20 protein-coding genes and 1 pseudogene are annotated in these 21,940 nt (G+C 72.5%); 15 read left to right on the top strand and 6 right to left on the bottom strand.

What is annotated here, in order from left to right; genetic code table 11:
- The 8 genes and pseudogenes from DLJ47_RS28780 to DLJ47_RS28745 all read left to right on the top strand — a co-directional run.
- A pseudogene (locus DLJ47_RS28780) lies at positions 1-406 on the top strand (DNA polymerase III subunit gamma and tau); the annotation flags it as partial.
- Positions 407-525: 119 nt separating this feature from the next.
- Positions 526-834 (top strand): YbaB/EbfC family nucleoid-associated protein, encoded by a 309-nt coding sequence (locus DLJ47_RS28775; protein ID WP_231928927.1) that lies wholly within the window; start codon positions 526-528, stop codon positions 832-834.
- A 7-nt stretch (positions 835-841) separates the two neighbouring features.
- Positions 842-1,435 (top strand): recombination mediator RecR, encoded by a 594-nt coding sequence (recR, locus tag DLJ47_RS28770; protein WP_088996491.1) that lies wholly within the window; start codon positions 842-844, stop codon positions 1,433-1,435.
- A gap of 315 nt (positions 1,436-1,750) precedes the next feature.
- Positions 1,751-3,415, top strand: coding sequence for an ABC transporter substrate-binding protein (locus tag DLJ47_RS28765; protein WP_109904623.1), 1,665 nt, complete (start codon positions 1,751-1,753; stop codon positions 3,413-3,415).
- A 78-nt stretch (positions 3,416-3,493) separates the two neighbouring features.
- Entirely contained in the window at positions 3,494-4,498 is a 1,005-nt protein-coding gene (locus DLJ47_RS28760; RefSeq protein ID WP_109904621.1) for an ABC transporter permease, read from the top strand.
- Complete coding sequence (locus tag DLJ47_RS28755; protein WP_109904619.1) at positions 4,495-5,457, top strand: ABC transporter permease; 963 nt, start codon at positions 4,495-4,497, stop codon at positions 5,455-5,457. Before DLJ47_RS28760 ends, DLJ47_RS28755 begins: the two co-directional genes overlap by 4 nt.
- Positions 5,458-5,463: 6 nt before the next feature.
- The gene (locus DLJ47_RS28750; protein WP_109904617.1) at positions 5,464-6,579 is read left to right on the top strand and encodes an ABC transporter ATP-binding protein; all 1,116 of its coding nucleotides are present in this window, start codon (positions 5,464-5,466) and stop codon (positions 6,577-6,579) included.
- Positions 6,576-7,679, top strand: coding sequence for an ABC transporter ATP-binding protein (locus DLJ47_RS28745; protein ID WP_109904615.1), 1,104 nt, complete (start codon positions 6,576-6,578; stop codon positions 7,677-7,679). The genes DLJ47_RS28750 and DLJ47_RS28745 overlap by 4 nt, the downstream gene beginning before the upstream one ends.
- A 119-nt stretch (positions 7,680-7,798) precedes the next feature.
- On the opposite strand, the gene DLJ47_RS28740 is transcribed toward DLJ47_RS28745, so the two are convergent.
- Entirely contained in the window at positions 7,799-8,221 is a 423-nt protein-coding gene (locus tag DLJ47_RS28740) for a hypothetical protein (RefSeq protein WP_109904613.1), read from the bottom strand.
- On the bottom strand, positions 8,203-8,865 hold the full coding sequence (locus DLJ47_RS28735) for an HNH endonuclease family protein (RefSeq protein WP_109904611.1): 663 nt from the start codon (positions 8,863-8,865) through the stop codon (positions 8,203-8,205). Before DLJ47_RS28735 ends, DLJ47_RS28740 begins: the two co-directional genes overlap by 19 nt.
- 107 nt (positions 8,866-8,972) lie before the next feature.
- Here DLJ47_RS28735 and DLJ47_RS28730 point away from each other — a divergent pair, with 107 nt between their 5' ends.
- The 4 genes from DLJ47_RS28730 to DLJ47_RS28715 all read left to right on the top strand — a co-directional run bounded on the left by DLJ47_RS28730 (position 8,973) and on the right by DLJ47_RS28715 (position 13,660).
- On the top strand, positions 8,973-10,496 hold the full coding sequence (locus DLJ47_RS28730; RefSeq protein WP_109904609.1) for an MFS transporter: 1,524 nt from the start codon (positions 8,973-8,975) through the stop codon (positions 10,494-10,496).
- Positions 10,497-10,554: 58 nt separating this feature from the next.
- On the top strand, positions 10,555-11,136 hold the full coding sequence (locus DLJ47_RS28725; RefSeq protein WP_109904607.1) for a TetR/AcrR family transcriptional regulator: 582 nt from the start codon (positions 10,555-10,557) through the stop codon (positions 11,134-11,136).
- A gap of 156 nt (positions 11,137-11,292) precedes the next feature.
- Positions 11,293-12,795, top strand: coding sequence for an MFS transporter (locus DLJ47_RS28720; RefSeq protein ID WP_109904605.1), 1,503 nt, complete (start codon positions 11,293-11,295; stop codon positions 12,793-12,795).
- A 103-nt stretch (positions 12,796-12,898) separates the two neighbouring features.
- Positions 12,899-13,660 carry an SDR family NAD(P)-dependent oxidoreductase gene (locus DLJ47_RS28715; RefSeq protein ID WP_109904603.1) on the top strand — a complete coding sequence of 254 codons (762 nt, stop codon included), beginning with the start codon at positions 12,899-12,901 and terminating at the stop codon, positions 13,658-13,660.
- Positions 13,661-13,762: 102 nt separating this feature from the next.
- Here DLJ47_RS28715 and leuA read toward each other — a convergent pair whose 3' ends face one another.
- Together leuA and DLJ47_RS28705 are read right to left on the bottom strand one after the other, a co-directional pair.
- Positions 13,763-15,514 (bottom strand): 2-isopropylmalate synthase, encoded by a 1,752-nt coding sequence (leuA, locus tag DLJ47_RS28710; RefSeq protein WP_109904601.1) that lies wholly within the window; start codon positions 15,512-15,514, stop codon positions 13,763-13,765.
- Between the two features lie 237 nt (positions 15,515-15,751).
- Positions 15,752-17,023 carry an MFS transporter gene (locus DLJ47_RS28705; protein ID WP_109904599.1) on the bottom strand — a complete coding sequence of 424 codons (1,272 nt, stop codon included), beginning with the start codon at positions 17,021-17,023 and terminating at the stop codon, positions 15,752-15,754.
- A 77-nt stretch (positions 17,024-17,100) separates the two neighbouring features.
- On the opposite strand from DLJ47_RS28705, the gene DLJ47_RS28700 reads away from it, so the two are divergent.
- On the top strand, positions 17,101-18,090 hold the full coding sequence (locus tag DLJ47_RS28700; RefSeq protein WP_109904597.1) for an ArsR/SmtB family transcription factor: 990 nt from the start codon (positions 17,101-17,103) through the stop codon (positions 18,088-18,090).
- 21 nt (positions 18,091-18,111) lie between these two features.
- Here the strand turns inward: DLJ47_RS28700 and DLJ47_RS28695 are convergent, their stop codons facing one another.
- Positions 18,112-18,642: a nitroreductase family protein gene (locus tag DLJ47_RS28695; protein WP_109904595.1), complete on the bottom strand. Its 531-nt coding sequence runs from the start codon at positions 18,640-18,642 to the stop codon at positions 18,112-18,114.
- 84 nt (positions 18,643-18,726) lie between these two features.
- A complete protein-coding gene (locus DLJ47_RS28690) occupies positions 18,727-19,383 on the bottom strand; it encodes a hypothetical protein (RefSeq protein WP_109904593.1) in 657 nt (218 codons plus the stop codon).
- A 222-nt stretch (positions 19,384-19,605) separates the two neighbouring features.
- On the opposite strand from DLJ47_RS28690, the gene DLJ47_RS28685 reads away from it, so the two are divergent.
- A complete protein-coding gene (locus DLJ47_RS28685; RefSeq protein ID WP_088996480.1) occupies positions 19,606-20,871 on the top strand; it encodes an aspartate kinase in 1,266 nt (421 codons plus the stop codon).
- Between the two features lie 5 nt (positions 20,872-20,876).
- Positions 20,877-21,938, top strand: a complete 1,062-nt coding sequence (locus tag DLJ47_RS28680; protein ID WP_109904591.1) for an aspartate-semialdehyde dehydrogenase — start codon at positions 20,877-20,879, stop codon at positions 21,936-21,938.
- The last annotated feature ends 2 nt before the right edge of the window (positions 21,939-21,940 follow it).

Genomic DNA, 21,940 nt, shown 5'->3' with positions numbered 1-21,940 from the left:
GTCGACCGCCGCACCCGCGGCGCCGGCGAGCGCCCCCCGGCAGCCCACCGCCGGGCAGTCACCGGCCAACGCCGGCGGCGCCCCGGTGAGCAGCGCCATCGCGGCGGCCCGGGCGGCTGCGGCCGGGCGCGGTGCGCGTACCGACAAGGGGGCCCGGCAGACCGCGGACGCCGACTGGGCCGGCGAGCCGCCGTACGACCCGGACTACGACGGGCCGGTGCGGCCCGGCGCGGCCCGGCCGGCGGCCCCGGCGGCCCCGGTCTACGAGGGCTTCGACCCGGGTGACGAGCCGCTGGACGAGGTCATCGACGAGAAGACCGCCCGGGAGTCGAGCGAGGAGCAGGCGGTCCGGCTGCTCCGCGAGGCGTTCGGCGCCGAGAAGATCGACGAGTTCGACGCCCGGTAGGTCCGAACCCGGGCCCAGCACCCAGGACCAGCGGTCACACCCGGCGACTAGGCTGGGCGGCGGCCGAGCAGACGAGTGCGAGAAGGAGCCATCCCGTGCGCCCAGGTGGACAGCCGAACATGCAGCAGATGCTGAAGCAGGCGCAGAAGATGCAGCAGCAGATCGCCAAGGCGCAGGCCGAGCTCGCCGAGGCCGAGCTGACCGGCACCGCCGGCGGTGGGCTGGTGACCGCGACCGTGGCCGGCACCGGCGAGGTCAAGAGCATCAAGATCGACCCGAAGGCGGTCGACCCGGAGGACGTGGAGACCCTGGAGGATCTGGTCGTCGCGGCCCTGCACAACGCCGCCGAGGCGGCCCGCGAGCTGACCGAGCGGAAGATGGGCCCGGTGGCCGGCGGCATGGGCGGCCTCGGCCTGCCTGGGTTCTGAGCGGCAGATGTACGAAGGTGCCATCCAGGACCTGATCGACGAGCTGGGCCGGCTGCCGGGGGTGGGCCCGAAGAGCGCCCAGCGGATCGCCTTCCACGTCCTGTCCGCCGATCCGGCCGACGTGAACCGGCTGGCCGGCGCGCTGCGCAAGGTCAAGGAGCTGGTGCGGTTCTGCACCACCTGCTACAACGTCGCCGAGAGCGAGCAGTGCCGGATCTGCCGCGACCCGCGCCGCAGCGACGAGGTGCTCTGCGTGGTCGAGGAGCCCAAGGACGTGGTGGCGATCGAGCGGACCGGTGAGTTCCGCGGCCGCTACCACGTGCTCGGCGGGGCGATCAACCCGCTGGAGGGGATCGGGCCCGACAATCTCCGCATCCGGGAGCTGATGACCCGGCTCGGCGGCGGCGCGGTGCGCGAGCTGATCCTCGCCACCGACCCGAACACCGAGGGCGAGGCGACCGCGACGTACCTCGCGCTGATGGTGAAGCCGATGGGCATCGCGGTGACCCGGCTGGCCAGTGGCCTGCCGGTGGGCGGCGACCTGGAGTACGCCGACGAGATCACCCTGGGCCGGGCCTTCGAGGGCCGCCGGGCCGTCTGAACCCCCGCGATGGCCGGTGCCGACACGTCGGTGCCGGCCATCGGCGTACCCGGCGCGGTCCACTGTGTGTTCTGACATGTGGGCGAACCAGGCGACGATCGATGTAACAAATTTGCATCGCTGAACCCGGACAAAGCGGCCCTTTGATGGCGGTCTGGAACGGCCGTCGGCGCTGGGCGCATCGGTTAAGACACGATCCGGTACCAACCGCTTCGTCAAGAGTTTCCCGCAGTCCCGGACGGAAGCTAAGGTCACCGCACATCGGTGACCCCTGTCACCACGTTGTCCGTACCCCCAAGGACGAGGTGAAGCACCATGCGTGCATCCAGGCCGAAGGCCGCGATCGCGGCCGTCGCGGTCGCGGCCCTCGCGGTAGCAGGCTGCGCCGAGAGCAACCGCGATGACAGTTCCGGCGGTAGCAAGAAGGACACCCTCGTCTTCGGCGTAGCCGGAGACCCGAAGGTGCTCGACCCGACCATGGCCAGCGACGGCGAGTCGCTGCGCGTCGCGCGTCAGGTGTTCGAGACGCTGGTCCGTCCCGAGGAGGGTGGCACCAAGGTCTCTCCCGGGCTCGCCGAGTCCTGGACTCCGGACGCCGCCGGCACGACGTGGACCTTCAAGCTCCGCTCCGGGGTGAAGTTCCACGACGGCACCGACTTCAACGCCGAGGCCGTCTGCAAGAACTTCGACCGCTGGTACAACGCCAAGGGCCTCATGCAGAGCCCCGACGTGACCGCGTACTGGCAGGACGTCATGGGCGGCTTCGCCAAGAACGAGGACCCGGAGCTGCCGCCGAGCCTCTTCAAGTCCTGCACCGCCAAGGACGCCACCACCGTCGACCTGGCCTTCACCCGGGTCTCCAGCAAGATCCCGGCCGCGCTGATGCTGCCGTCGTTCTCCATCCACAGCCCGGCTGCGCTGGAGAAGTACGACGCGAGCAACGTCACCGGCACCGCCGAGGACATCAAGTACCCGTCGTACGCGATGGAGCACCCGACCGGCACCGGTCCGTTCAAGTTCAAGTCCTGGGACGTCGCCAACAAGACGCTGACCCTGGAGCGGAACGACGACTACGCCGGCCCCAAGGCCAAGCTGAAGACCCTGATCTTCAAGACCATCTCCGACGAGAACGCGCGCAAGCAGGCGCTGCGCTCCGGCGACATCCAGGGGTACGACCTGGTCGGCCCGGCCGACGTCGAGCCGCTGAAGAGTGAGGGCTTCAACGTCCTGACCCGCCCGGCGTTCAACATCCTCTACCTGGCGATCAACCAGAAGGGGAACCCGAAGCTCGCCGACATCAAGGTCCGCCAGGCCATCGCGCACGCGCTGAACCGCCAGGCGCTGGTCGACTCGAAGCTGCCCCCGGGCGCCAAGGTCGCCGACAACTTCATGCCGGACACCGTCGAGGGCTGGAACGGCGACGTCACCAAGTACGAGTACAACGTCGAGAAGGCCAAGCAACTCCTCAAGGAGGCCGGGGCCGAGAACCTGACCCTGCGGTTCCACTACCCGACCGAGGTCACCCGGCCGTACATGCCGAACCCGAAGGACATCTTCGAGCTGCTCTCGGCGGACCTGAAGGCGGTCGGCATCAACGTCCAGGCCATCCCGCTGAAGTGGAGCCCGGACTACCTGAACGCCACCACCTCCGGCAACAAGCACGACCTGCACTTCCTCGGCTGGACCGGTGACTACGGCGACGGCTACAACTTCATCGGCACCTTCTTCGACCGGCCGAAGGACGAGTGGGGCTTCAACAACAAGGCCCTGTTCGACCAGTTCAAGGACGCCGACACCACGGCCGACATCGCGGCCCGGACCGAGAAGTACAAGGCCCTGAACAAGGCCATCATGGACTTCCTGCCGGGTGTCCCGGTGTCGCACTCGCCGCCGGCGATCGTGTTCGGCAAGGACGTGACCGGGGTCAAGGCGAGCCCGCTCACCGACGAGCGGTACGCCAACGCCGAGTTCAAGTCCTGACCTGACGCAAGGAACGCGGGCGGGCGCTGGATCCTTCAGCGCCCGCCCGCAACCCTCCGCACCCCTTTCGAGGCCACCGTGTTCCGGTTCATCGTCAGACGCCTGCTCCAGCTGATACCGACGCTGTTCGGGCTCTCCCTCCTGCTCTTCATCTGGCTCCGCCGACTGCCCGGCGGTCCCGAGACCGCCATCCTCGGCGAGCGCGGGACGCCCGAGATGCGTGCCGCCATCCGCCGCAACATGGGCCTGGACGAGCCGATCCTGGTGCAGTACGGCCGGTTCGTACGGCGGCTGATCCGCCTGGACCTGGGCACCTCGACCTCCACCAAGCGTGCGGTGGTCACCGAGTTCCTGGAGCGCTTCCCCGGCACCGTCGAGCTGACCATCAGCGCCATGCTGATCGCGATCGGGCTCGGCATCCCGCTGGGCTACCTGGCCGCCCGCCGACGCGGCCGGTTCCTCGACCACGCCTCGGTCGGTGGGTCGCTGATCGGCATCTGCATCCCGGTCTTCTTCCTCGCCTACGTGCTCAAGGCGATCTTCGCGGAGAATCTCGGCTGGTTCCCGTCCAGCGGTCGGCAGGACCCGACGCTCGGGGCCACCCGGATCACCAACTTCTTCGTCCTCGACGGGCTGATGACCCGGGAGTGGGACGCCGCCGCCGACGCGCTCTGGCACCTGGTGCTCCCGGCCGTCGCGCTGGCCAGCATCCCGCTGGCGATCATCGTCCGGATCACCCGGGCCAGCGTGCTGGAGGTGCTCAACGAGGACTTCGTCCGCACCGCCGAGGCCAAGGGCCTGACCGAGCGGGTCGTCCGCCGCCGGCACGTGCTGCGCAACTCGATGCTGCCGGTGGTCACCTCGATCGGCCTGCTCACCGGCGGCCTGCTCTCCGGCGCGGTGCTGACCGAGACCGTCTTCGCCTTCAGCGGCATCGGCGCCTTCATCTACGACGCGATCAGCCAGCGGGACTACCCGGTGCTGATGGGCTTCATCCTGATCATCGCGGTGGTGTACGTGCTGGTGAACCTCATCGTCGACCTCTCCTACAGCCTGATCGACCCGAGGGTGAGGGTCCGATGACGATCACCAGTGGCAAGAAGCGCGAGAAGATCGACCGGCTCGCCGAGCTGGCCGCCCGGGACGACGAGCGGGGGGTCAGCCTCTGGCGCGAGGCGTTCCGCCGGCTGCGGCGGAACCCGGCGGCGATCGTCGGCGCGGTGATCCTGGCGCTCTTCCTTCTCATCGCGATCGTCGGGCCGTTCCTCGTCCCGCATCCGCCGGACGCCCAGCTGTGGAAGGGCGAGATCCGGGACAACATCGGCTACTTCCCCGGACCGCGTGCCGAGAACTGGTTCGGCGTCGACCACATCGGCCGGGACGAGTTCAGCCGGATGATCGTCGGTGCGCGGCAGACGTTGCTGGTCGGTGTGGTCTCCACGCTGATCGGTCTGGCGGTCGGCTCGCTCATCGGCGGCGTCGCGGGCGCGTCCGCCGGCCTGGGCGGCCGCTGGGGCCGGGCCATCGACAACGTGCTCATGCGCTTCGTCGACATGCTGCTGGCGATGCCGAGCCTGCTCCTGGCGATCAGCATCGCCGCCATCCTCGGTGCCGGGCTCGAGACGGTGATGATCGCCGTCGGTGTGGTCTCGGTGCCGGTCTTCGCCCGGCTGCTGCGCGGTTCGATGATCGCCCAGGCGAACAGCGACTACGTGCTGGCCGCCACCTCGCTGGGGGTCCGGAAGCCGAAGATCGCCCTGACCCACGTGGTGCCCAACTCGCTCGCCCCGGTCATCGTGCAGGCCACGCTGACCCTGGCCACCGCGATCATCGAGGCCGCCGCGCTCTCCTTCCTCGGCCTCGGCAACAACGACGCGTCGATCCCGGAGTGGGGCGTCATGCTCGCCGACGCCCAGCGCTACCTCGACGCGGCGCCCCGGTTGGCCATCCTGCCGGCCCTCGGCATCATCGTCACCGCGCTCGGCTTCACGCTGCTCGGTGAGGCGATGCGCGAGGCCCTCGACCCGAAGCTGCGGAAGTAGGTCACCATGTCTCTGCTCGAAGTGGACGACCTCTCCGTCACCTTCGCCCGGCGCGGTCAGCGCGCCGTGCACGCCGTCGACGGGGTCTCCTTCTCGGTCGACGCCGGCGAGGTGGTCGGTCTGGTCGGCGAGTCCGGCTGCGGCAAGAGCGTCACCTCGCTGGCCATCATGGGCCTGCTGCCCAAGCAGCCCGGCCTGCGGGTCGGCGGCAAGGCGGTCTTCGACGGCACCGACCTGCTCCAGCTCGACGACCGGTCCCGGCGGGACGTCCGCGGCCGGGACATCGCGATGATCTTCCAGGACCCGCTCAGCTCGCTGAACCCGGTCGTCCCGATCGGGTTGCAGGTGACCGAGGTGCTCGCCCGGCACCGCGGGATGAAGGGCGAGGCGGCGGCGAAGGAGGCGGCGGCGCTGCTGGACCGGGTCGGCATCCCCGACCCGAAGCGGCGGCTGAAGGAGTACCCGCACCAGCTCTCCGGCGGCATGCGCCAGCGCGCCCTGATCGCCATGGCGGTGGCCTGCAAGCCCCGGCTGCTGATCGCCGACGAGCCGACCACCGCGCTGGATGTGACCATCCAGGCGCAGATCCTGGAGCTGCTCAAGGAGCTGGTCCGCGACTCCGGGACCGCGCTGGTGATGATCACGCACGACCTGGGCGTGGTCGCCGGCATGTGCGACACCATCAACGTGCTCTACGCCGGCCGGGTGGTGGAGACGGCCCGCCGCCGTCCGCTGTTCCGCGAGCCGCGGCACCCGTACACGGTGGGGCTGCTCGGCTCGGTGCCCCGGCTCGACGCCGGGCGCGGCGAGCGGCTGAACCCGATCCCCGGCTCGGTCCGCGACGTGCTGCCCTGGCCGGACGGCTGCGCCTTCGCCCCGCGCTGCGCCCGGCGGGTCGACGCCTGCGTCGGCGAGCCGCCGGAGCTGGTGCTCGCCCACGACGGCCGCAGCTACCGGTGCGTCAACCCGGCGCCGCTGCCCGGCGTCGAACCGGGCCAGGAGGTCCGCGGCGCGGTGCCCACGGAGGCCCGGCCCGGCTCCGTGCCGGCGCAGGCCGTCCCGAACGACCCGCCGGCGGTGCAGGGCTTCGACCCCGCGCCGCGGGAGGAGGAGAAGCCGTGACCGACACCGACATCCTCGTCGAGGTACGCGACCTGAAGGTGCACTTCCCGATCAAGCGGGGGGTGCTCTTCGACCGGACGGTCGGCCACGTGAAGGCGGTCGACGGGGTCGACCTGCGCATCCCGCGCGGGAAGACGTACGGCCTGGTCGGCGAGTCCGGCTGCGGCAAGTCCACGCTCGGTCGGGCGCTGCTGCAGCTCACCCCGCCCACCGGCGGCGAGGTCGCCTTCGACGGGGTCGAGCTGACCACGCTCCCGGCGGGCAAGCTGCGGTCGATGCGCCGCCGGATGCAGATGATCTTCCAGGACCCGATGTCGAGCCTGGACCCGCGGCAGAACGTCGAGTCGATCCTCACCGAGGGCCTGCAGGCCCACGGGATCGGCGCCGACCGGGACGAGCGACGCAAGATCATCAGCGAGACGCTGGACAAGGTCGGGCTGCCCCGCTGGGCGCTCTCCCGCTACCCGCACGAGTTCTCCGGCGGCCAGCGGCAGCGCATCGGCATCGCCCGGGCCCTGGTGCTCGGGCCCGACCTGATCGTCGCCGACGAGCCGGTCTCCGCCCTGGACGTCTCGATCCAGGCCCAGGTGGTGAACCTGCTCGACGAACTCCAGGACAGCCTCGGCCTGACCTACCTGGTGATCGCGCACGATCTGGCGGTGGTGCGGCACATCTCCGACACGGTCGGCGTGATGTACCTGGGCGCGCTGGTCGAGGAGGCGCCGAGCGACCGGCTCTACACCGAGCCGCTGCACCCGTACACCCGGGCGCTGATGTCGGCGGTGCCGGTGCCGGACCCGGACGTGGAGGACCGGCGGGAGCGGATCCTGCTCGCCGGCGACCTGCCCTCGCCGGCCAACCCGCCGTCGGGCTGCCGGTTCCACACCCGGTGCCCGTGGGCGCAGCCGACCCGCTGCGCGGACGAGCGCCCGGCGCTGCGGGAGATCGGCGGCAGCCGGGTGGCCTGCCACTTCGCCGAGCAGATCGCCAGCGGGGAACTGCGCCCGCACAAGGTCGAGGTGCAGATCGTCCGCCCGGAGGACGAGGGCGAGACGCCGGGTGTGGTCTCCGCCCCCAGCGAGCCCGGTTCGTACGTCTGACGTCGCCGGCGTGCCGCCGCGGCGGCACGCTCGCTGAGCACGCGGAAGCCCGGGTCGGCCGACCCGGGCTTCTCCGTGTGCCGGCCCGGGCGTACCGGGCCGGCGGCGGGGCGGGCGGGTCAGCCCTCCGGACGGTTGAGCAGGGCGACCGCTATCGCGTGCACGGCGTCCAGGCCGGCCGGGTCGGCCAGCGGGGTCCGGCCGCCGGTCACCACGTACCACTCGTCGGCGTCCTTGTACTGCACCCGCAGGGTCACCTGGCCGTCGGCGTACTCGGTGCGCAGGGTCAGCTCGCCGGTGACCACGCCGACCTCGTCGGTCATCACCCCGCCCGGGCCGGGCACGACGTCGGCCGTCCGCTCCTGGGCGGCGGTGCTCGCCGCGTTCGCGTCGGCGGCCATGCCCGCCCCCGGCGCGGCGGCGGACGGCGCGTCCGGGCTGTCCGCGCTCATCCCGGCCCCCGGCACCGCCGGCGCGGTCGCGCCGTCGGCGGTCATGCCGGCCGTGGTCGCCCGGTCCCCGGTCACGGGTTGCTCGCCCATGTGCAGTCCTCCAACATGTCGGTCAGGGCGGCCTTCTCGGCGCTGGTCACCGTGAGCCCCCAGTGGTGCTTGACCCGAACCCAGTCCGCGGCGTACTGGCACCAGTACGACCGGTTCGCCGGCTTCCACTGCGACGGGTCCTGGTCACCCTTTGCCCGGTTGGAGGTCGCGGAAACCGCGATCAGCTGCGGCCGGTCCAGGTCGTTGGCGAAGTCGCCGCGTTTCGCGTCGTCCCACTCGTCGGCACCGGAGCGCCAGGCGTTGGCCAGCGGCACCATGTGGTCGATGTCCACGTCGGACGGGTCGGTGAGCGCCCGGCCGTCGTACGCGCTCTCCCACCGGCCGCCGACCACGTTGCAGCCGGAGAGCTTGATGTTCTCGCCGTCCCGCTTCAGCACGTTGTCCCGCACATCGCAGTTCTTGCCGGTGTCCCGCCAGTGCGGGAAGCGGTTGCGGCTGTAGCCCTTCATCGAGCCGGCGCCGGCCACCGTCAACTGCCCGAGCAGTTGCGCCGGGTTGCCGCCGGCGGTCGGCGACGGGGTCTGCTCCGGCTCGTCGAGTGGCACGCAGCCGGCGACGCCGAGCGCCAGCGCCGCGGCGAGCACGGCCGTCACCCCGGCGCGCGGTCCTGATCTGGTACGCACAGACGACACCTCTCCAGCTTGCGGGCTTCCGGCGATCCCGCACAGTACCCGGGCCGGGTTTCGGCGTTTCGTGGCGTCTGGAGAATGGCGCGAGGCAGATTGGTCGGATGACCGAAACCGCTCCCGCGCTCCGCCTCGGCACCACCGCCGGCCGGGGCACGCTGCTCGCGGCGGTGCTCGCCTCCGGCATGGTCTTCCTCGACAGCACCGTGGTCAACGTGGCGCTGCCCCGGCTCGGGGCCGACCTCGACGCCACCGTGTCGGGTCTGCAATGGACGATCAACGGCTACCTGCTGACGCTCGCCGCGTTCGTGCTGCTCGGCGGGGCGCTCGGGGACCGGTTCGGGCGGCGGCGGGTCTTCCTGCTCGGGGTGGCCTGGTTCACCGTGGCCTCGCTGCTCTGCGGGCTGGCCCAGGAGACGTCGTGGCTGGTGGCGGCCCGGTTCCTCCAGGGCGTCGGGGGCGCCCTGCTCACCCCGGGCTCGCTGTCGGTGCTCCAGGCCAGCTTCCACCCGGACGACCGGGGCCGGGCGATCGGCGCCTGGTCCGGGCTCTCCGGCGTGTCGACAGCGCTCGGCCCGTTCGTCGGTGGCTGGCTGATCGACGCGCTCTCCTGGCGGTGGATCTTCTTCCTGAACGCCCCGCTGGCCGTGCTGGTGGTGCTGGCCGCGCTGCGTTGGGTGCCGGAGAGCCGGGACGAGAACGCCTCCCGTACCGAGGGGCCGGGCCGGCGGCGCCGGCGCTTCGACGTGCTGGGCGCGTTGCTCGGCGCCCTCGCCCTGGCCGGCGTCACGTACGCCCTGATCGACGCCCCGGCGCGCGGCCTGGACTCGCCGCCGGTGCTGGTCGCGGCGCTGCTCGGGGTGGCCGGCACGGTCGTGTTCGTGCTGGTGGAGCGGCGCCGCGGGGACACCGCCATGCTGCCCACCGGGCTGTTCTCCAGCCGGCTCTTCTCGGTACTGAACGTCTTCACCGTGGTGGTCTACGCCGCACTCGGCGGCTTCACCTTCTTCTTCTCCGTCTACCTGCAGAACGTGGTCGACTGGTCGGCGTTCCGCACCGGGATCGCGTTGCTGCCGATGACCCTGCTGCTGATGGCGGGTAGCGCCCGGGCCGGAGCGCTGGCCGCCCGGATCGGCCCGCGGCTGCCGCTGCTCGTCGGGCCGCTGGTCGCCGCGGCCGGCCTGCTGCTGCTGCGCGGGGTCGGTCCGGGCGCGTCGTACTGGCGGGACGTGCTGCCCGGGGTGGTGCTGTTCGGGGCGGGGCTGACCCTGGTGGTGGCGCCGCTGACCGCGTCGGTGCTGGCCGCCGTGGCGGACCGGTTCGCCGGCGTGGCCAGCGGCTTCAACAACGCGGCCGCCCGCGCCGGCGGGCTGCTCGCGGTGGCCGCGCTGCCGCTGCTGGTCGGGCTCTCCGGCAGCGGCTACGAGCAGCGCGGCGAGCTGACCGACGCGTACCGGGGTGCGCTGCTCTGGTGTGCCGGGCTGCTGGCGGCCGGCGCGGTGCTGGCCGGTCTGCTGATCCACCGGCCGCCCCGGGCGGCGCCGCCGGCGCAGCCCTGTCACACCCTGCCGGTGTCCACTCCGCCCGAGCGGCGCGACGGCACCCCGCGGCGCCACCGCGGGGAGTGAACGGGGGCCGGTGAAGACTTTCTTGACCGAACGATCTAGAAACGGTTAAGGTCGAGCCGTGGCAAGGACCAAGGAGTTCGATCCGGACGCGGCGCTGCGGGCGGCGCTCGACCTGTTCTGGGAGCGGGGGTACGAGGCGACCTCGATGGCCGACCTGGTCGAGCATCTGGGCGTCGCCCGAGCGAGCATCTACGCGACGTTCGGCAACAAGCACGACCTCTATCTCAAGGCCCTCGACCGGTACGGCGAGCTGGTCGACCCCCACCTGCTGCGCGATCTGTCGCAGCCGGGTCCGGCGCTGCCGGCCGTACGGGCGCTCGTCGAGCGATACGCGTCCGAGGCCGGCGACGACAGCGGCCGGCGTGGCTGTTTCATCGTCAACACGGCAGTGGAGGTCGCGCCGCACGACCGCCAGGCGGCGCGTCGCGTGGCGGCGAGCTGGGACTACCTGGAAGCCGCGCTGACCTCCGCGTTGATTCGAGCGCAGGCCCAGGGCGAACTCGCGCCGGGCAGGGACCCCCGGGCCCTCGCCCGGCTCCTGCTCGTGCTGCTGCAGGGGATCCGGGTGGTCGGCAAGGTGTCGGCCGAGCCGCGGCGGCTGCGGGACGCCGCCACCCAGGCGCTGGCCCTGCTCGACTGACGACGGGCCGCCGGAGCGGACGCTGATCGCCCGCCGGCTCACCACCGCCGGGATCCGTGCCCGGTGGCTCGGTGTCGACGTTCCTTCTCGGTTCCTGCCGCACCAATTCCTGCGCCGAAACTGGACCGATCGGTCCCGAATGAGGGTGAGTGACGGATGGCGACAACGGTCCCCGACCTACCGCCGGACAGGCTCGGCTCGGCGCCGCACCGCCGTGGCCCGTGGCCGCCACCCGGTCGCGCGGGCCACGACGGTGAGCCGGGGAAGCCGGCGAACGGCCGGGCCTTCGCCCTGCTCGCCACCGTGCAGACAACCCTGATCTTCACGATCACCGTCATCTCCGTACCGCTGCCGGTGATCGGCCGAGAGTGGGGGCTGGGTGGGTCCAGCCTGGTCCTGCTCAGCGCCGCCTACGGGTTGTCCTTCAGCGGCCTGTTGCTGTTCGGCGGGCGGCTCGCGGACCGCTACGGCGGACGCCGGACGGTCACCGCCGGTCTGGTCGTCTTCGGGGCCGCGTCGTTGGTGGCCGCCCTCGCTCCCGGGAGCGCGACCCTCACCGCCGCCCGCTTCGCCCAGGGCGTGGGCGCCGCCCTCGTCGCGCCGGCAGCCGTCGCGGTGCTGCGACGGCTGTTCCCGGACCCGGTCGGTCACGGCCGGGCGATGGCGACCTGGGGCGGGTTGTCGGTGCTCGGTGCGACGTTGGGGAGTCTCCTCTCCGGGATCGTCGCCACCTGGTTGTCGTGGCGATGGCTGTTGGCGGTTCCGCTGGTGGTCGCCGGGGTGGCCGCGGTGGCGACGCCGCGGTCACTGCCCGCCGACACCCGGTGCGGCCGGGCCGCGCTCGACCTGCCGGGCGCGTTGCTCGCCACCGCGGGCATCACGCTGCTCAGTTTCGGCCTGGTGGTGACCGGCGAACACGCGTGGACCTCGGCGATGGTGCTGGCCCCGCTGGCCTCGGGCCTGCTCCTGCTCGGCGCGTTCGTCGCGGTCGAACGGCGTCATCCCGACCCACTCCTGCCGATCTCCTTCCTGGCTGATCCCCGGCGGGCGACCGCGCTGCTCGTGATCGCCCTGTCCGCGGCCGGAACCGCTGTCGTCTCCCTCCTGCTGGTTCTGTACCTCCAACAGATCCGGGACTGGACGCCGCTGCGTACCTCGCTGGCGTTCGGTCCGTACGCGGTGGTCCTCGTCGTCGTCGGGCGGCTGTCCGGGCGGCTCATCGTCCGATGGGGAGCCGGACGCACGACGTCCACCGGGCTCGCGTTGGCGGCCGGCGGCCTGCTCCTGCTGGCCGGTCTGGACCTGCGAACCGGCTACCTCCCCGGTCTGCTACCCGGCCTCGTTCTCCTGCCGGCGGGAGTCGCGTTGTCCTTCTCCGCTGGGTCGGTGCTCGCCCTGGCCGACGTACGACCGCGGCAAGCGGGGCTGGCCGGTGGCGTGTTGAACACGGCGATGGAGGTGGGACCAACGGCAGGACTCGCCCTGCTGACCGCGGTCGCCGCGGCGCGCACCGCGTACCTGGAAGCCGGCGGTGCCGGCCCACCGAACGCGACCACCAGTGGGTACGCCTGGGCCTTCGGCGCCGCCGGGCTCGCCTTCGCCGCACTGGCCGCGGTCACCGCGGTGACCGGACGCACCCGCCCCCATCGGCCCGGCTGACCGACCACGACGACCTCGGCCGGCGGCGGATCACCCGTCGCCTCGGCCGACGGCGCTCACGCAGCGCGAACCGCGCTGATCCCACACCCAGAAGGAGTTCCACGTGACCGCACAGTTCACCGGCAAGGTCGCCCTCGTCACCGGCGGCGGCGCAGGAATCGGCCAGGCCGTCGCCCGGGCGTTCGCCCGCGAGGGAGCGGCCGTCGTGGTGGCGGGCCGTACGCGCGGCTCGCTCGACGAAACCGTCAAGCTCATCGAGGCCGAGGGTGGCCGCGCCTGGGCCGTCACCGCCGACGTCACCCGCTCGGCCGACCTGGCCCGCCTGGTGGCCGAGACCACCAGTCGCTACGGCGGGCTCGACATCGCTGTCAACAACGCCGGCATCCTGGCCGCGGTCGGCCCGGTCGGCGACGTCGACGAGGAGCAGTGGCACCAGCTGGTCGCGGTGAACCTCACCGGCACGCTGCTGTCGATGAAGCACGAGATCGCCCACATGCGGGCCCACGGTGGCGGCGTCATCGTCAACGTCGCCTCGAACCTCGGCGCCCATGCCCGGCTGGCCGGGCTCGGCGCGTACGTCGCGACCAAGGCCGCGGTGAGTGCGCTGACCCGCAACGCCGCACTGGACCACATCCGGGAGGGGATCCGGATCAACAGCGTCAGCCCCGGACCGATGGACACCGGGATGTCTCTCCTGCCCGGGGAGAGCCCCGCCGACCGGGCCGACCGGATGGCGGCACAGCTGCCGATCGGCCGCGTCGGCACCCTCGACGAGGTCGCCGCGGCGGTGCTGTACCTGGCCTCGCCCGACGCCGGCTTCGCTGTCGGCACCGACCTGGTGTTCGACGGCGGAGCCGCCGCCTAGCGCCACCGCCGCCCGCGCGGGTCGGGGTGCCGGACCTGCTCCGGCACCCCGACCTCGCGCGGCAGGGTCGGTCCCACGGCGTGCCCCGAGGGGCTGCCCGGGTCAGTCGCGGGCGCGGTTGACGGCGCTGGTGACGGCCTTGATCGAGGCGGTGACGATGTTGGCGTCGGTGCCGACGCCCCACACCGTCCGCCCATCCACCTCGCACTCGACGTACGCGGCGGCCTGCGCGTCCCCACCCGAGGAGAGCGCGTGCTCGTGGTAGTCGAGCACCCGGACCGCCACGTCGACGGACTGGAGCGCGTTGACGTACGCGTCGATGGGGCCGTTGCCGACCGCGGTCAGTGACCGCCGCTGCCCGCCGAGACCCACCTGGGCCTCGATCTCGACCTTGCCCTCGGCGGTGCCGATGGCGTAGCCGGCGAGCGTGACCGCCGGGTCGCGCTGGTGGTCGAGGAGGTAGTTCTCGGCGAAGATCTGCCACATCGCGCCCGGCTCGACCTCGCCGCCGGAGTGGTCGGTGACCTGCTGGACCACGCCGGAGAACTCGATCTGGAGCCGGCGCGGCAGGTCGAGCTGGTGCTCGGTCTTCATGATGTACGCGACGCCGCCCTTGCCGGACTGCGAGTTGACCCGGATGACCGCCTCGTAGGTGCGGCCCAGGTCCTTCGGGTCGATCGGCAGGTAGGGCACCGCCCAGGGGTGCTCGTCGACCGGCACCCCGGCCGCGGCGGCGTCCGCCGCGAGCGCGTCGAAGCCCTTCTTGATCGCGTCCTGGTGCGAGCCGGAGAAGGCGGTGTAGACCAGGTCGCCGGCGTACGGGTGACGCTCGTGCACCGGCAGCTGGTTGCAGTACTCGACGGCCCGCTTGATCTCGTCGATGTTGGAGAAGTCGATCATCGGGTCGATGCCCTGGGAGAACAGGTTCAGCCCCAGGGTGACCAGGTCGACGTTGCCGGTGCGCTCGCCGTTGCCGAACAGGCAGCCCTCGATCCGGTCGGCGCCGGCCAGCAGCCCCAGCTCGGCGGCGGCCACCCCGGTGCCCCGGTCGTTGTGCGGGTGCAGGCTCAGCACCAGGCTGTCCCGGCGCGGCAGGTGCCGGTGCATCCACTCGATGGAGTCGGCGTAGACGTTCGGCATCGCCATCTCGACCGTCGCCGGCAGGTTGATGATCAGCTTCCGGTCCGGGGTCGGGTCGATCACCTCGATGACCTTGCTGCACACCTCCAGCGCGTACTCCAGCTCGGTGCCGGTGTACGACTCCGGCGAGTACTCGTAGTGGATGTCGGTGTCCGGGGTGTGGATCTCGGCGTACTTCTGGCACAGCCGGGCGCCGGTGGTGGCGATGTCGGTGATGCCGTCGCGGTCCAGCCCGAACACCACCCGGCGCTGGAGGGTGGAGGTCGAGTTGTAGAAGTGCACGATCGCCCGCTTCGCGCCGCGCAGCGACTCGAAGGTCCGCTCGATCAGGTGCTCCCGGCACTGGGTCAGCACCTGGATGGTGACGTCGTCCGGGATCAGGTCCTGCTCGATCAGCTGCCGGACGAAGTCGTAGTCGGTCTGGCTGGCCGAGGGGAAGCCGACTTCGATCTCCTTGTAGCCCATCTGCACCAGGAGCTGGAACATCCGGCGCTTGCGCTCGGGCGACATCGGGTCGATCAGCGCCTGGTTGCCGTCCCGCAGGTCGACCGCGCACCAGCGGGGCGCGGCCTCGACGTGCCGGGTGGGCCAGGTGCGGTCCGGCAGGTCGAGCCGGAACTGCTGCTGGTAGGGCAGGTAGCGGTGGAACGGCATCCGGCTGGGGCGCTGCCGGGCGATCGGATCGGTCTCGGCGTCGGTGACGGGTTGAGCCATTGGCGTGCTGCTCCCTGGGAACATGTGGCGTCAGCAATCGGAAGGTGTCGGCGCGCGGCTGGGCGACGGTGCCCGGTGGGCCGAGAAGAAGTTCGGATGTGCTGGACGGCGCGGTTCGACTCCGCGACGAGGTGCCGGCCGGTCAGGCCTCGTCGCGGCAGCCAAGGAGAAGGAACGCCCGCCACATGACAAGGTCACCCTATGTGGTGGTAGGGGCAGTGGGAAGGCAGGTCCGGATTATGGGACCGGGCTCACTGCCGCCTCGGTGGCCTCCGCGCCCAGCCGTGGCGTCCGCCCCGCCCAGGCGACCACGGGCACGATCGCCAGCCCGACCAGGGCGAAGATCGCCGCCGTCGGGTACCAGCCCCAGCCGCCGGTGGTCACCCCGAGCGCGGTCAGCCCGGCCGGGGCGATCAGGAACTGCAGCTGACTGCCGAGCCGGAACGCACCCACGTACGCGCCGCGCTGGGCGGCCGGCGGCAGGGTGGCGGTGAGCCCCCAGGTGCCGGCCGACTCGACCAGTTCGGCCACGATCAGCAGCGTCGCGGCGGCCACCAGCACCACCACGGTGAGCGTGCCACGGGTCGCCCCGGAGATCGGCAGGACCAGGCAGAACAGGGCGATCAACAGGGCGCCCCGGCGGGACGCCCGGGCGGCCCCCGGCGCGGTGTCGGCGCCCCGGCTGGCGCGTACCTGGAGCAGCACGATCAGCACCGTGTTGAGCAGCACCAGCCCGGCGATCAGCGTCTTCGGGGCGTCGGTGTGGGTGAGGATCCAGAGCGGCATCACCGTCAGGTAGAGCGTCTGGTGCGCGGTGAGCAGCCCGGACAGCAGGGACACCGCCATGAACGGGCGGTCCCGTAGCACGGCGAACCGGCTCATCGGCCGTTCCGGCCGGGCGGCCTCGGGCAACCGGGGCAGCCGCCGCACGAAGATCGCGGTCACCAGGAACACCGCCGCGATGAACCAGACCATCGCCCGGTACGCCACGATGGTGTCCACCGCCAGCACCAGGCCGCTGATCACCGCGCCCAGCCCGAACCCGACGTTCAGCGACGAGCGCTGGTACGCCATCGCGGTGACCCGCTCGGCCGGTGGCAGCGCGTTGATCGAGTAGACCTGCCGGGCCACGCCGGTCGCGGCGTCCACGGCGGCCAGCGCCACCACCACGGCGAGGAACCCGGCGAACCCGCCGACGAACGGGTACGTCGCGAAGAGCGCCGCGTCCAACACCAGGCCGAGCATCCAGACCCGCTGCGGGCCGTACCGGTCGGTGAGTCCGCCCAGCGGCACCGTGCCCAGCAGCGACACGCCCGCGGCGATCGACAGGCCCAGCCCCACCTGGGCCGCGCTGAGCCCGAGCGCCCGGGTGAAGAAGACCGCGCTGCCGGCCTGGAACAGGCCGTGGCCGACGGCGTACACCATGGCCTGCGCGGCCAGGGCGCGGGTCAACCCGGCCGGTGGTACGACGTGCTGGACGGCGGTGCGGATGCTGTCTCTTGCCCCCATGACCGGCGAGTGAACAGGGGACCCGAGGATCCGTCGAGCCTTTTAGGCTGAAGCGAATTCTGCCTCCGGGGGTGCGCGTGTCCGAGTTGCGGTTCGGTCCGGCCGACGTCGCGGGCGTACGGTTCACCGTCTCCCCGGTGGCCGAGACGGTGACCAGCATGTGGGCGCTGGACCAGCCGGTCCGACACGGCGTGCACCTGCCCTGGATCGACCGGGCCCGGACGACGCTGCGCCGCCCGGCGGTGGCCGTCCGGGTCCGGCCGCTGGTCGAGCTGACCCGCCCCCGCTGCTGGCTGCCCGACTTCCTCACTCCGGCGGCGGCCCGGCCGGACGTGACGCTGGCCGAGCAACTCGAGCAGATCGCCGCCACGGCGCCCGAGGTCGTGGTGCGGGACCTGCTGGCGACCACCCCGAAGCGCCCGCTGAACCCGTTCGGTCGCGCCCTGCTCGCCGACCCCGTCGGGCTGCTGCCGCAGCTCGTCGACGCGGTCCGCACCTGGTACGAGGAGGCGATCGCGCCGGACTGGCCGCGGATGCGCGCCCTGCTGGCAGCGGACGTCGCCCACCGGGCCGGTCAGCTCGCCGACGGCGGCGCCGGCCGACTCTTCGATCAGCTCCACCCGAGTCTGCGCTGGCTCGGCGACCGGGTGGTCAGCGACGATCCGTTCGAGCGGGACTTCGACCTGGGCGGCCGCGGGCTGGCACTCAACCCGGGCATCTTCACCGACCGGCGGGTGCTGTGGAACCTGCTGGAGGACTCGCCGCCGGCCGGGACGTACCCGGTCCGGGCGGTGGGCACCCTGTGGGAGGCGACGCCGACACCACCCGGCGACGCGCTGGGCCGCGTGGTCGGTACGGGTCGGGCCGCGCTGCTGCACCTGCTCGACTCGCCGGCCACCACCACCGACCTGGCCCGGCGTACCGGCATGTCGGGCGGCAACGTGTCGCAACACCTGGCCGCACTGCACGCCGCCGGCCTGGTCGCCCGGTTCCGGGACGGCAGGTACGTCTTCTACCGCAACACCGAGGCCGCCCTGGTCCTGCTCCGGGCCAGCCGTGGCGGGTGATCGACCGCCCGACGCGGCCGTTCAGCCGAGCAGCAGCGCCTCGAGCGGCCGCCGGCGGCGCAGACCGGTTTCCTGGGCGAGCAGGTCCGCGGGGAGCGCGCACGGGTCGCCGAGCCGGCCGACCGCGACCACCACCAGGGGCCGGATCCCGGCGGCCAGATCCAGCTCGGCGGCGAGGCGGGCCTGGTCGAAGCGGACGAGTTGGTGCACGTACAGGCCGAGCGCGGTGGCCTGGACGGTCAGGTGGGCCACCGCCTGGCCGAGGTCGTACCCGGCCTGCTCGGGGTCGCCGCCGGTGTGCGCGCCCAGCACCAGTGCGGCGGCGTGCCGCGCCCAGCGCTGGTCGCCGTCCGGGAGGCTCACCAGGATCCGCTTCCAGGTGTCGTCGTCGCGGTGGCCGAGCGCGAACCGCCATGGCTGGGCGTTGTCGGCCGAGGGTGCCCAGCGGGCCGCCTCCAGCAACGACGCCGCCTCGGCCGGGGTCAGCTCCGCGGTCGGATCGAACGAGCGGGGACTCCAGCGGATCGCGAGCAGCGGGGTGAGGTCGGCCATGGAGAGAGCGTCCCCTATGGGCATTCCACCCCTACCGGGCGGGATGGCCAAATGTGGGCAATCGCACCCGTAACGGGATGGAGATCAGAGCGTTCCGGCGCTCGGGCTGCCCGACGGCTCGGGCGGCGGCGGGGAGGCGGTGCCGAGCGGCTCGCCGTCCACCACCGGCCCCGCCAACTGCACCGTGGCCGGCGCGGGGGCGGGCGCCCCGGCCAGGACGAGCGTCCCGGACTCCGTCCGGACCGCGGTGGGGGTGCCGTCCTGGTCGTAGCAGTAGATGCCGACGTCCAGCGGCGGGTTGATCGATGCCGAGGTGCTCTCCACCGCGTAACAGGCGCCGGTGGCGCCGGGCGGCGGGGCGGCCGGGGAGACGGCCAGCGGGGCGCGCCGATCGGTGAGCACGGCCAGCCAGTCGGTGAACGGGTGCTGCACCCGTGGGTCCAGTCGGCGGGGGAGGCCGTCGTCCGGGTCGCCGAGACGTACGCAGCTCGGCGGCTCGGGCCGGCCGGCCGACGGCAGGGCGCACTGGAAGAGCCCGTCGGCGGTGGCGGCGATCGAGACGTCGGCGGTGCCGCCGAGCGCCCCACCCGGCACGTCCACCCGCCAGCTGCCGTCGTTCGCGCTGGTCGGGGCGGGCGGCGGCGTGGCCGGCTGGTCGGCGGTGCAGGCGGCGAGGACGGCCGGCAGGGCCAGCGCGAGCGGGCCGGCCAGGCGTCGGGCCGGGCGGAGGTGGGCGTGCACCCGGTCATTCTGGGCCGCCCGCCCGGGCCGTGGGGACCCGTGTGGCGGCAGCCCGCCCGGCGTGTCGCGCGCCACGCCACGGGGTGCCCGCCGGCCGGATCGTGGGATCACCCGACCCGGCGGCGCGGGCCGCCCGATACGCTGAGGGCGTCTGACACGCGCCGCCGGCCCCGGTGCCGGCGGCGTCGGCACGCTCAGGGTCACTGGAGGGAGCGCACCGTCGTGGCACTCGTGGTGCAGAAGTACGGCGGGTCCTCCGTCGCCAACGCCGAGCGGATCAAGCGGGTGGCCGAGCGCATCGTCGCGGCCCGCAAGGCCGGCGACGACGTGGTGGTGGTGGTCTCCGCCATGGGCGACACCACCGACGAGCTGCTCGACCTGGCCAACCAGGTCAGCCCGCTGCCCCCGGGCCGTGAGCTGGACATGCTGCTCACCGCCGGCGAGCGCATCTCGATGGCGCTGCTCGCCATGGCGATCCACAACCTGGGCTACGAGGCCCGCTCGTTCACCGGCTCGCAGGCCGGCGTGATCACCACCTCGGTGCACGGCCGGGCCCGGATCATCGACGTCACCCCGGGTCGGCTCAAGGGCGCGATCGACGAGGGCGCGGTGGTCATCGTGGCCGGCTTCCAGGGCGTCTCGCAGGACACCAAGGACGTCACCACGCTCGGCCGGGGTGGTTCCGACACCACCGCCGTGGCGCTCGCCGCCGCGCTGAACGCGGACGTCTGCGAGATCTACACCGACGTCGACGGCGTGTTCAGCGCCGACCCACGGATCGTCCCGAACGCCCGGCACATCAAGCAGATCACCTACGAGGAGATGCTCGAACTCGCCGCCTGCGGCGCGAAGGTGCTGCACCTGCGTAGCGTGGAGTACGCCCGCCGGGCGGGGTTGCCGATCCACGTCCGTTCGTCATACTCGACCAACACCGGCACGATGGTCACCGGATCGATGGAGGACCTTCCTGTGGAGCAAGCACTGATCACCGGGGTCGCCCACGACCGCAGCGAAGCCAAGATCACCATCGTGGGGGTGCCGGACGAGCCGGGCGCCGCCGCGCGGATCTTCGACACGGTGGCCGGTGCCGAGATCAACATCGACATGATCGTGCAGAACGTCTCCACCGAGGGCACCGGGCGTACCGACATCTCCTTCACCCTGCCCAAGACCGACGGCCCCACCGCGATGGCCGCGCTCAGCAAGATCCAGGAGTCGGTCAAGTTCAAGGGCCTGCTCTACGACGACCACGTGGGCAAGGTGTCGCTGATCGGCGCCGGCATGCGGTCGCACCCGGGCGTGGCGGCCGGCTTCTTCGCCGCGCTCGGCCAGGCCGGCGTCAACATCGAGATGATCTCCACCTCCGAGATCCGGGTCTCCGTGGTCTGCCGGGACACCGACCTCGACGCCGCCGTGCGCGCCATCCACGACGCCTTCGACCTGGGCGGCGACACCGAAGCCGTGGTCTACGCGGGGACGGGACGGTAGCGCCCGTGGCGCCGCTGCCCACCCTCGCCGTGGTCGGCGCGACCGGGGCCGTCGGCACGGTGATGTGCGAACTGCTCACCGGTCGCCGGAACGTCTGGGGCGAGATCCGGCTGCTCGCCTCCGAACGCTCCGCCGGCAAGGTGGTCCGCTGCCGCGGCGAGGACCTCACCGTCCAGGCGGTCACGCCGGAGGCGTTCGACGGGGTCGACGTGGCGATGTTCGACGTGCCGGACGACGTCTCGGCGCACTGGGCCCCGATCGCGGTCAGCCGCGGCGCGGTCGCCGTGGACAACTCCGGAGCCTTCCGGATGGATCGCGACGTCCCGCTGGTGGTCCCCGAGATCAACCCGGAGCAGGTGCGCAACCGGCCGAAGGGGATCATCGCCAACGCCAACTGCACCACCCTCACGATGATCGTCGCGGTCGCCCCGCTGCATCGCGAGTACGGCCTGCGCGAGCTGGTGCTCGCCTCGTACCAGGCGGCCTCCGGCGCGGGTCAGGCCGGTGTGGACACGCTGCACGCCCAGCTCGGCAAGATCGCCGGCGACCGGGGGCTCGGGTCCCGCCCGGGCGACGTACGCCAGGCGGTCGGCGACGAACTCGGCCCCTTCCCCGCGCCGCTGGCGCTGAACGTGGTGCCCTGGGCCGGCTCGCCGGCCGACGCCGGCTGGTCGTCCGAGGAGCTGAAGCTGCGCAACGAGTCGCGCAAGATCCTCGGGCTGCCCGACCTCAAGGTCTCCGCGACCTGCGTACGGGTGCCGGTGGTGACCGGCCACTCGGTGGCGGTGCACGCCGTCTTCGCCACCGAGGTCGACGCCGAGGGCGCCCGCGAGGTGCTGCGCAACGCGCCCGGGGTGATCCTGGTCGACGACCCGGCTTCCGGCGAGTTCCCGATGCCGATCGACGCGGTGGGCACCGACCCGTCCTGGGTCGGCCGGATCCGCCGCGCCGTCGACGACCCCCGCGCGCTGGACTTCTTCGTCACCGGCGACAACCTCCGCAAGGGCGCCGCCCTGAACACCGCCCAGATCGCCGAACTCCTCGCCACCGAGTTCACCCCCCGCTGACC

Source organism: Micromonospora sp. S4605, assembly GCF_003176715.1.
Taxonomy (GTDB): domain Bacteria; phylum Actinomycetota; class Actinomycetes; order Mycobacteriales; family Micromonosporaceae; genus Micromonospora; species Micromonospora echinaurantiaca.
Note: the sequence above shows the minus strand (reverse complement) of the source record. Positions and strands in the feature narration are given on the sequence as shown.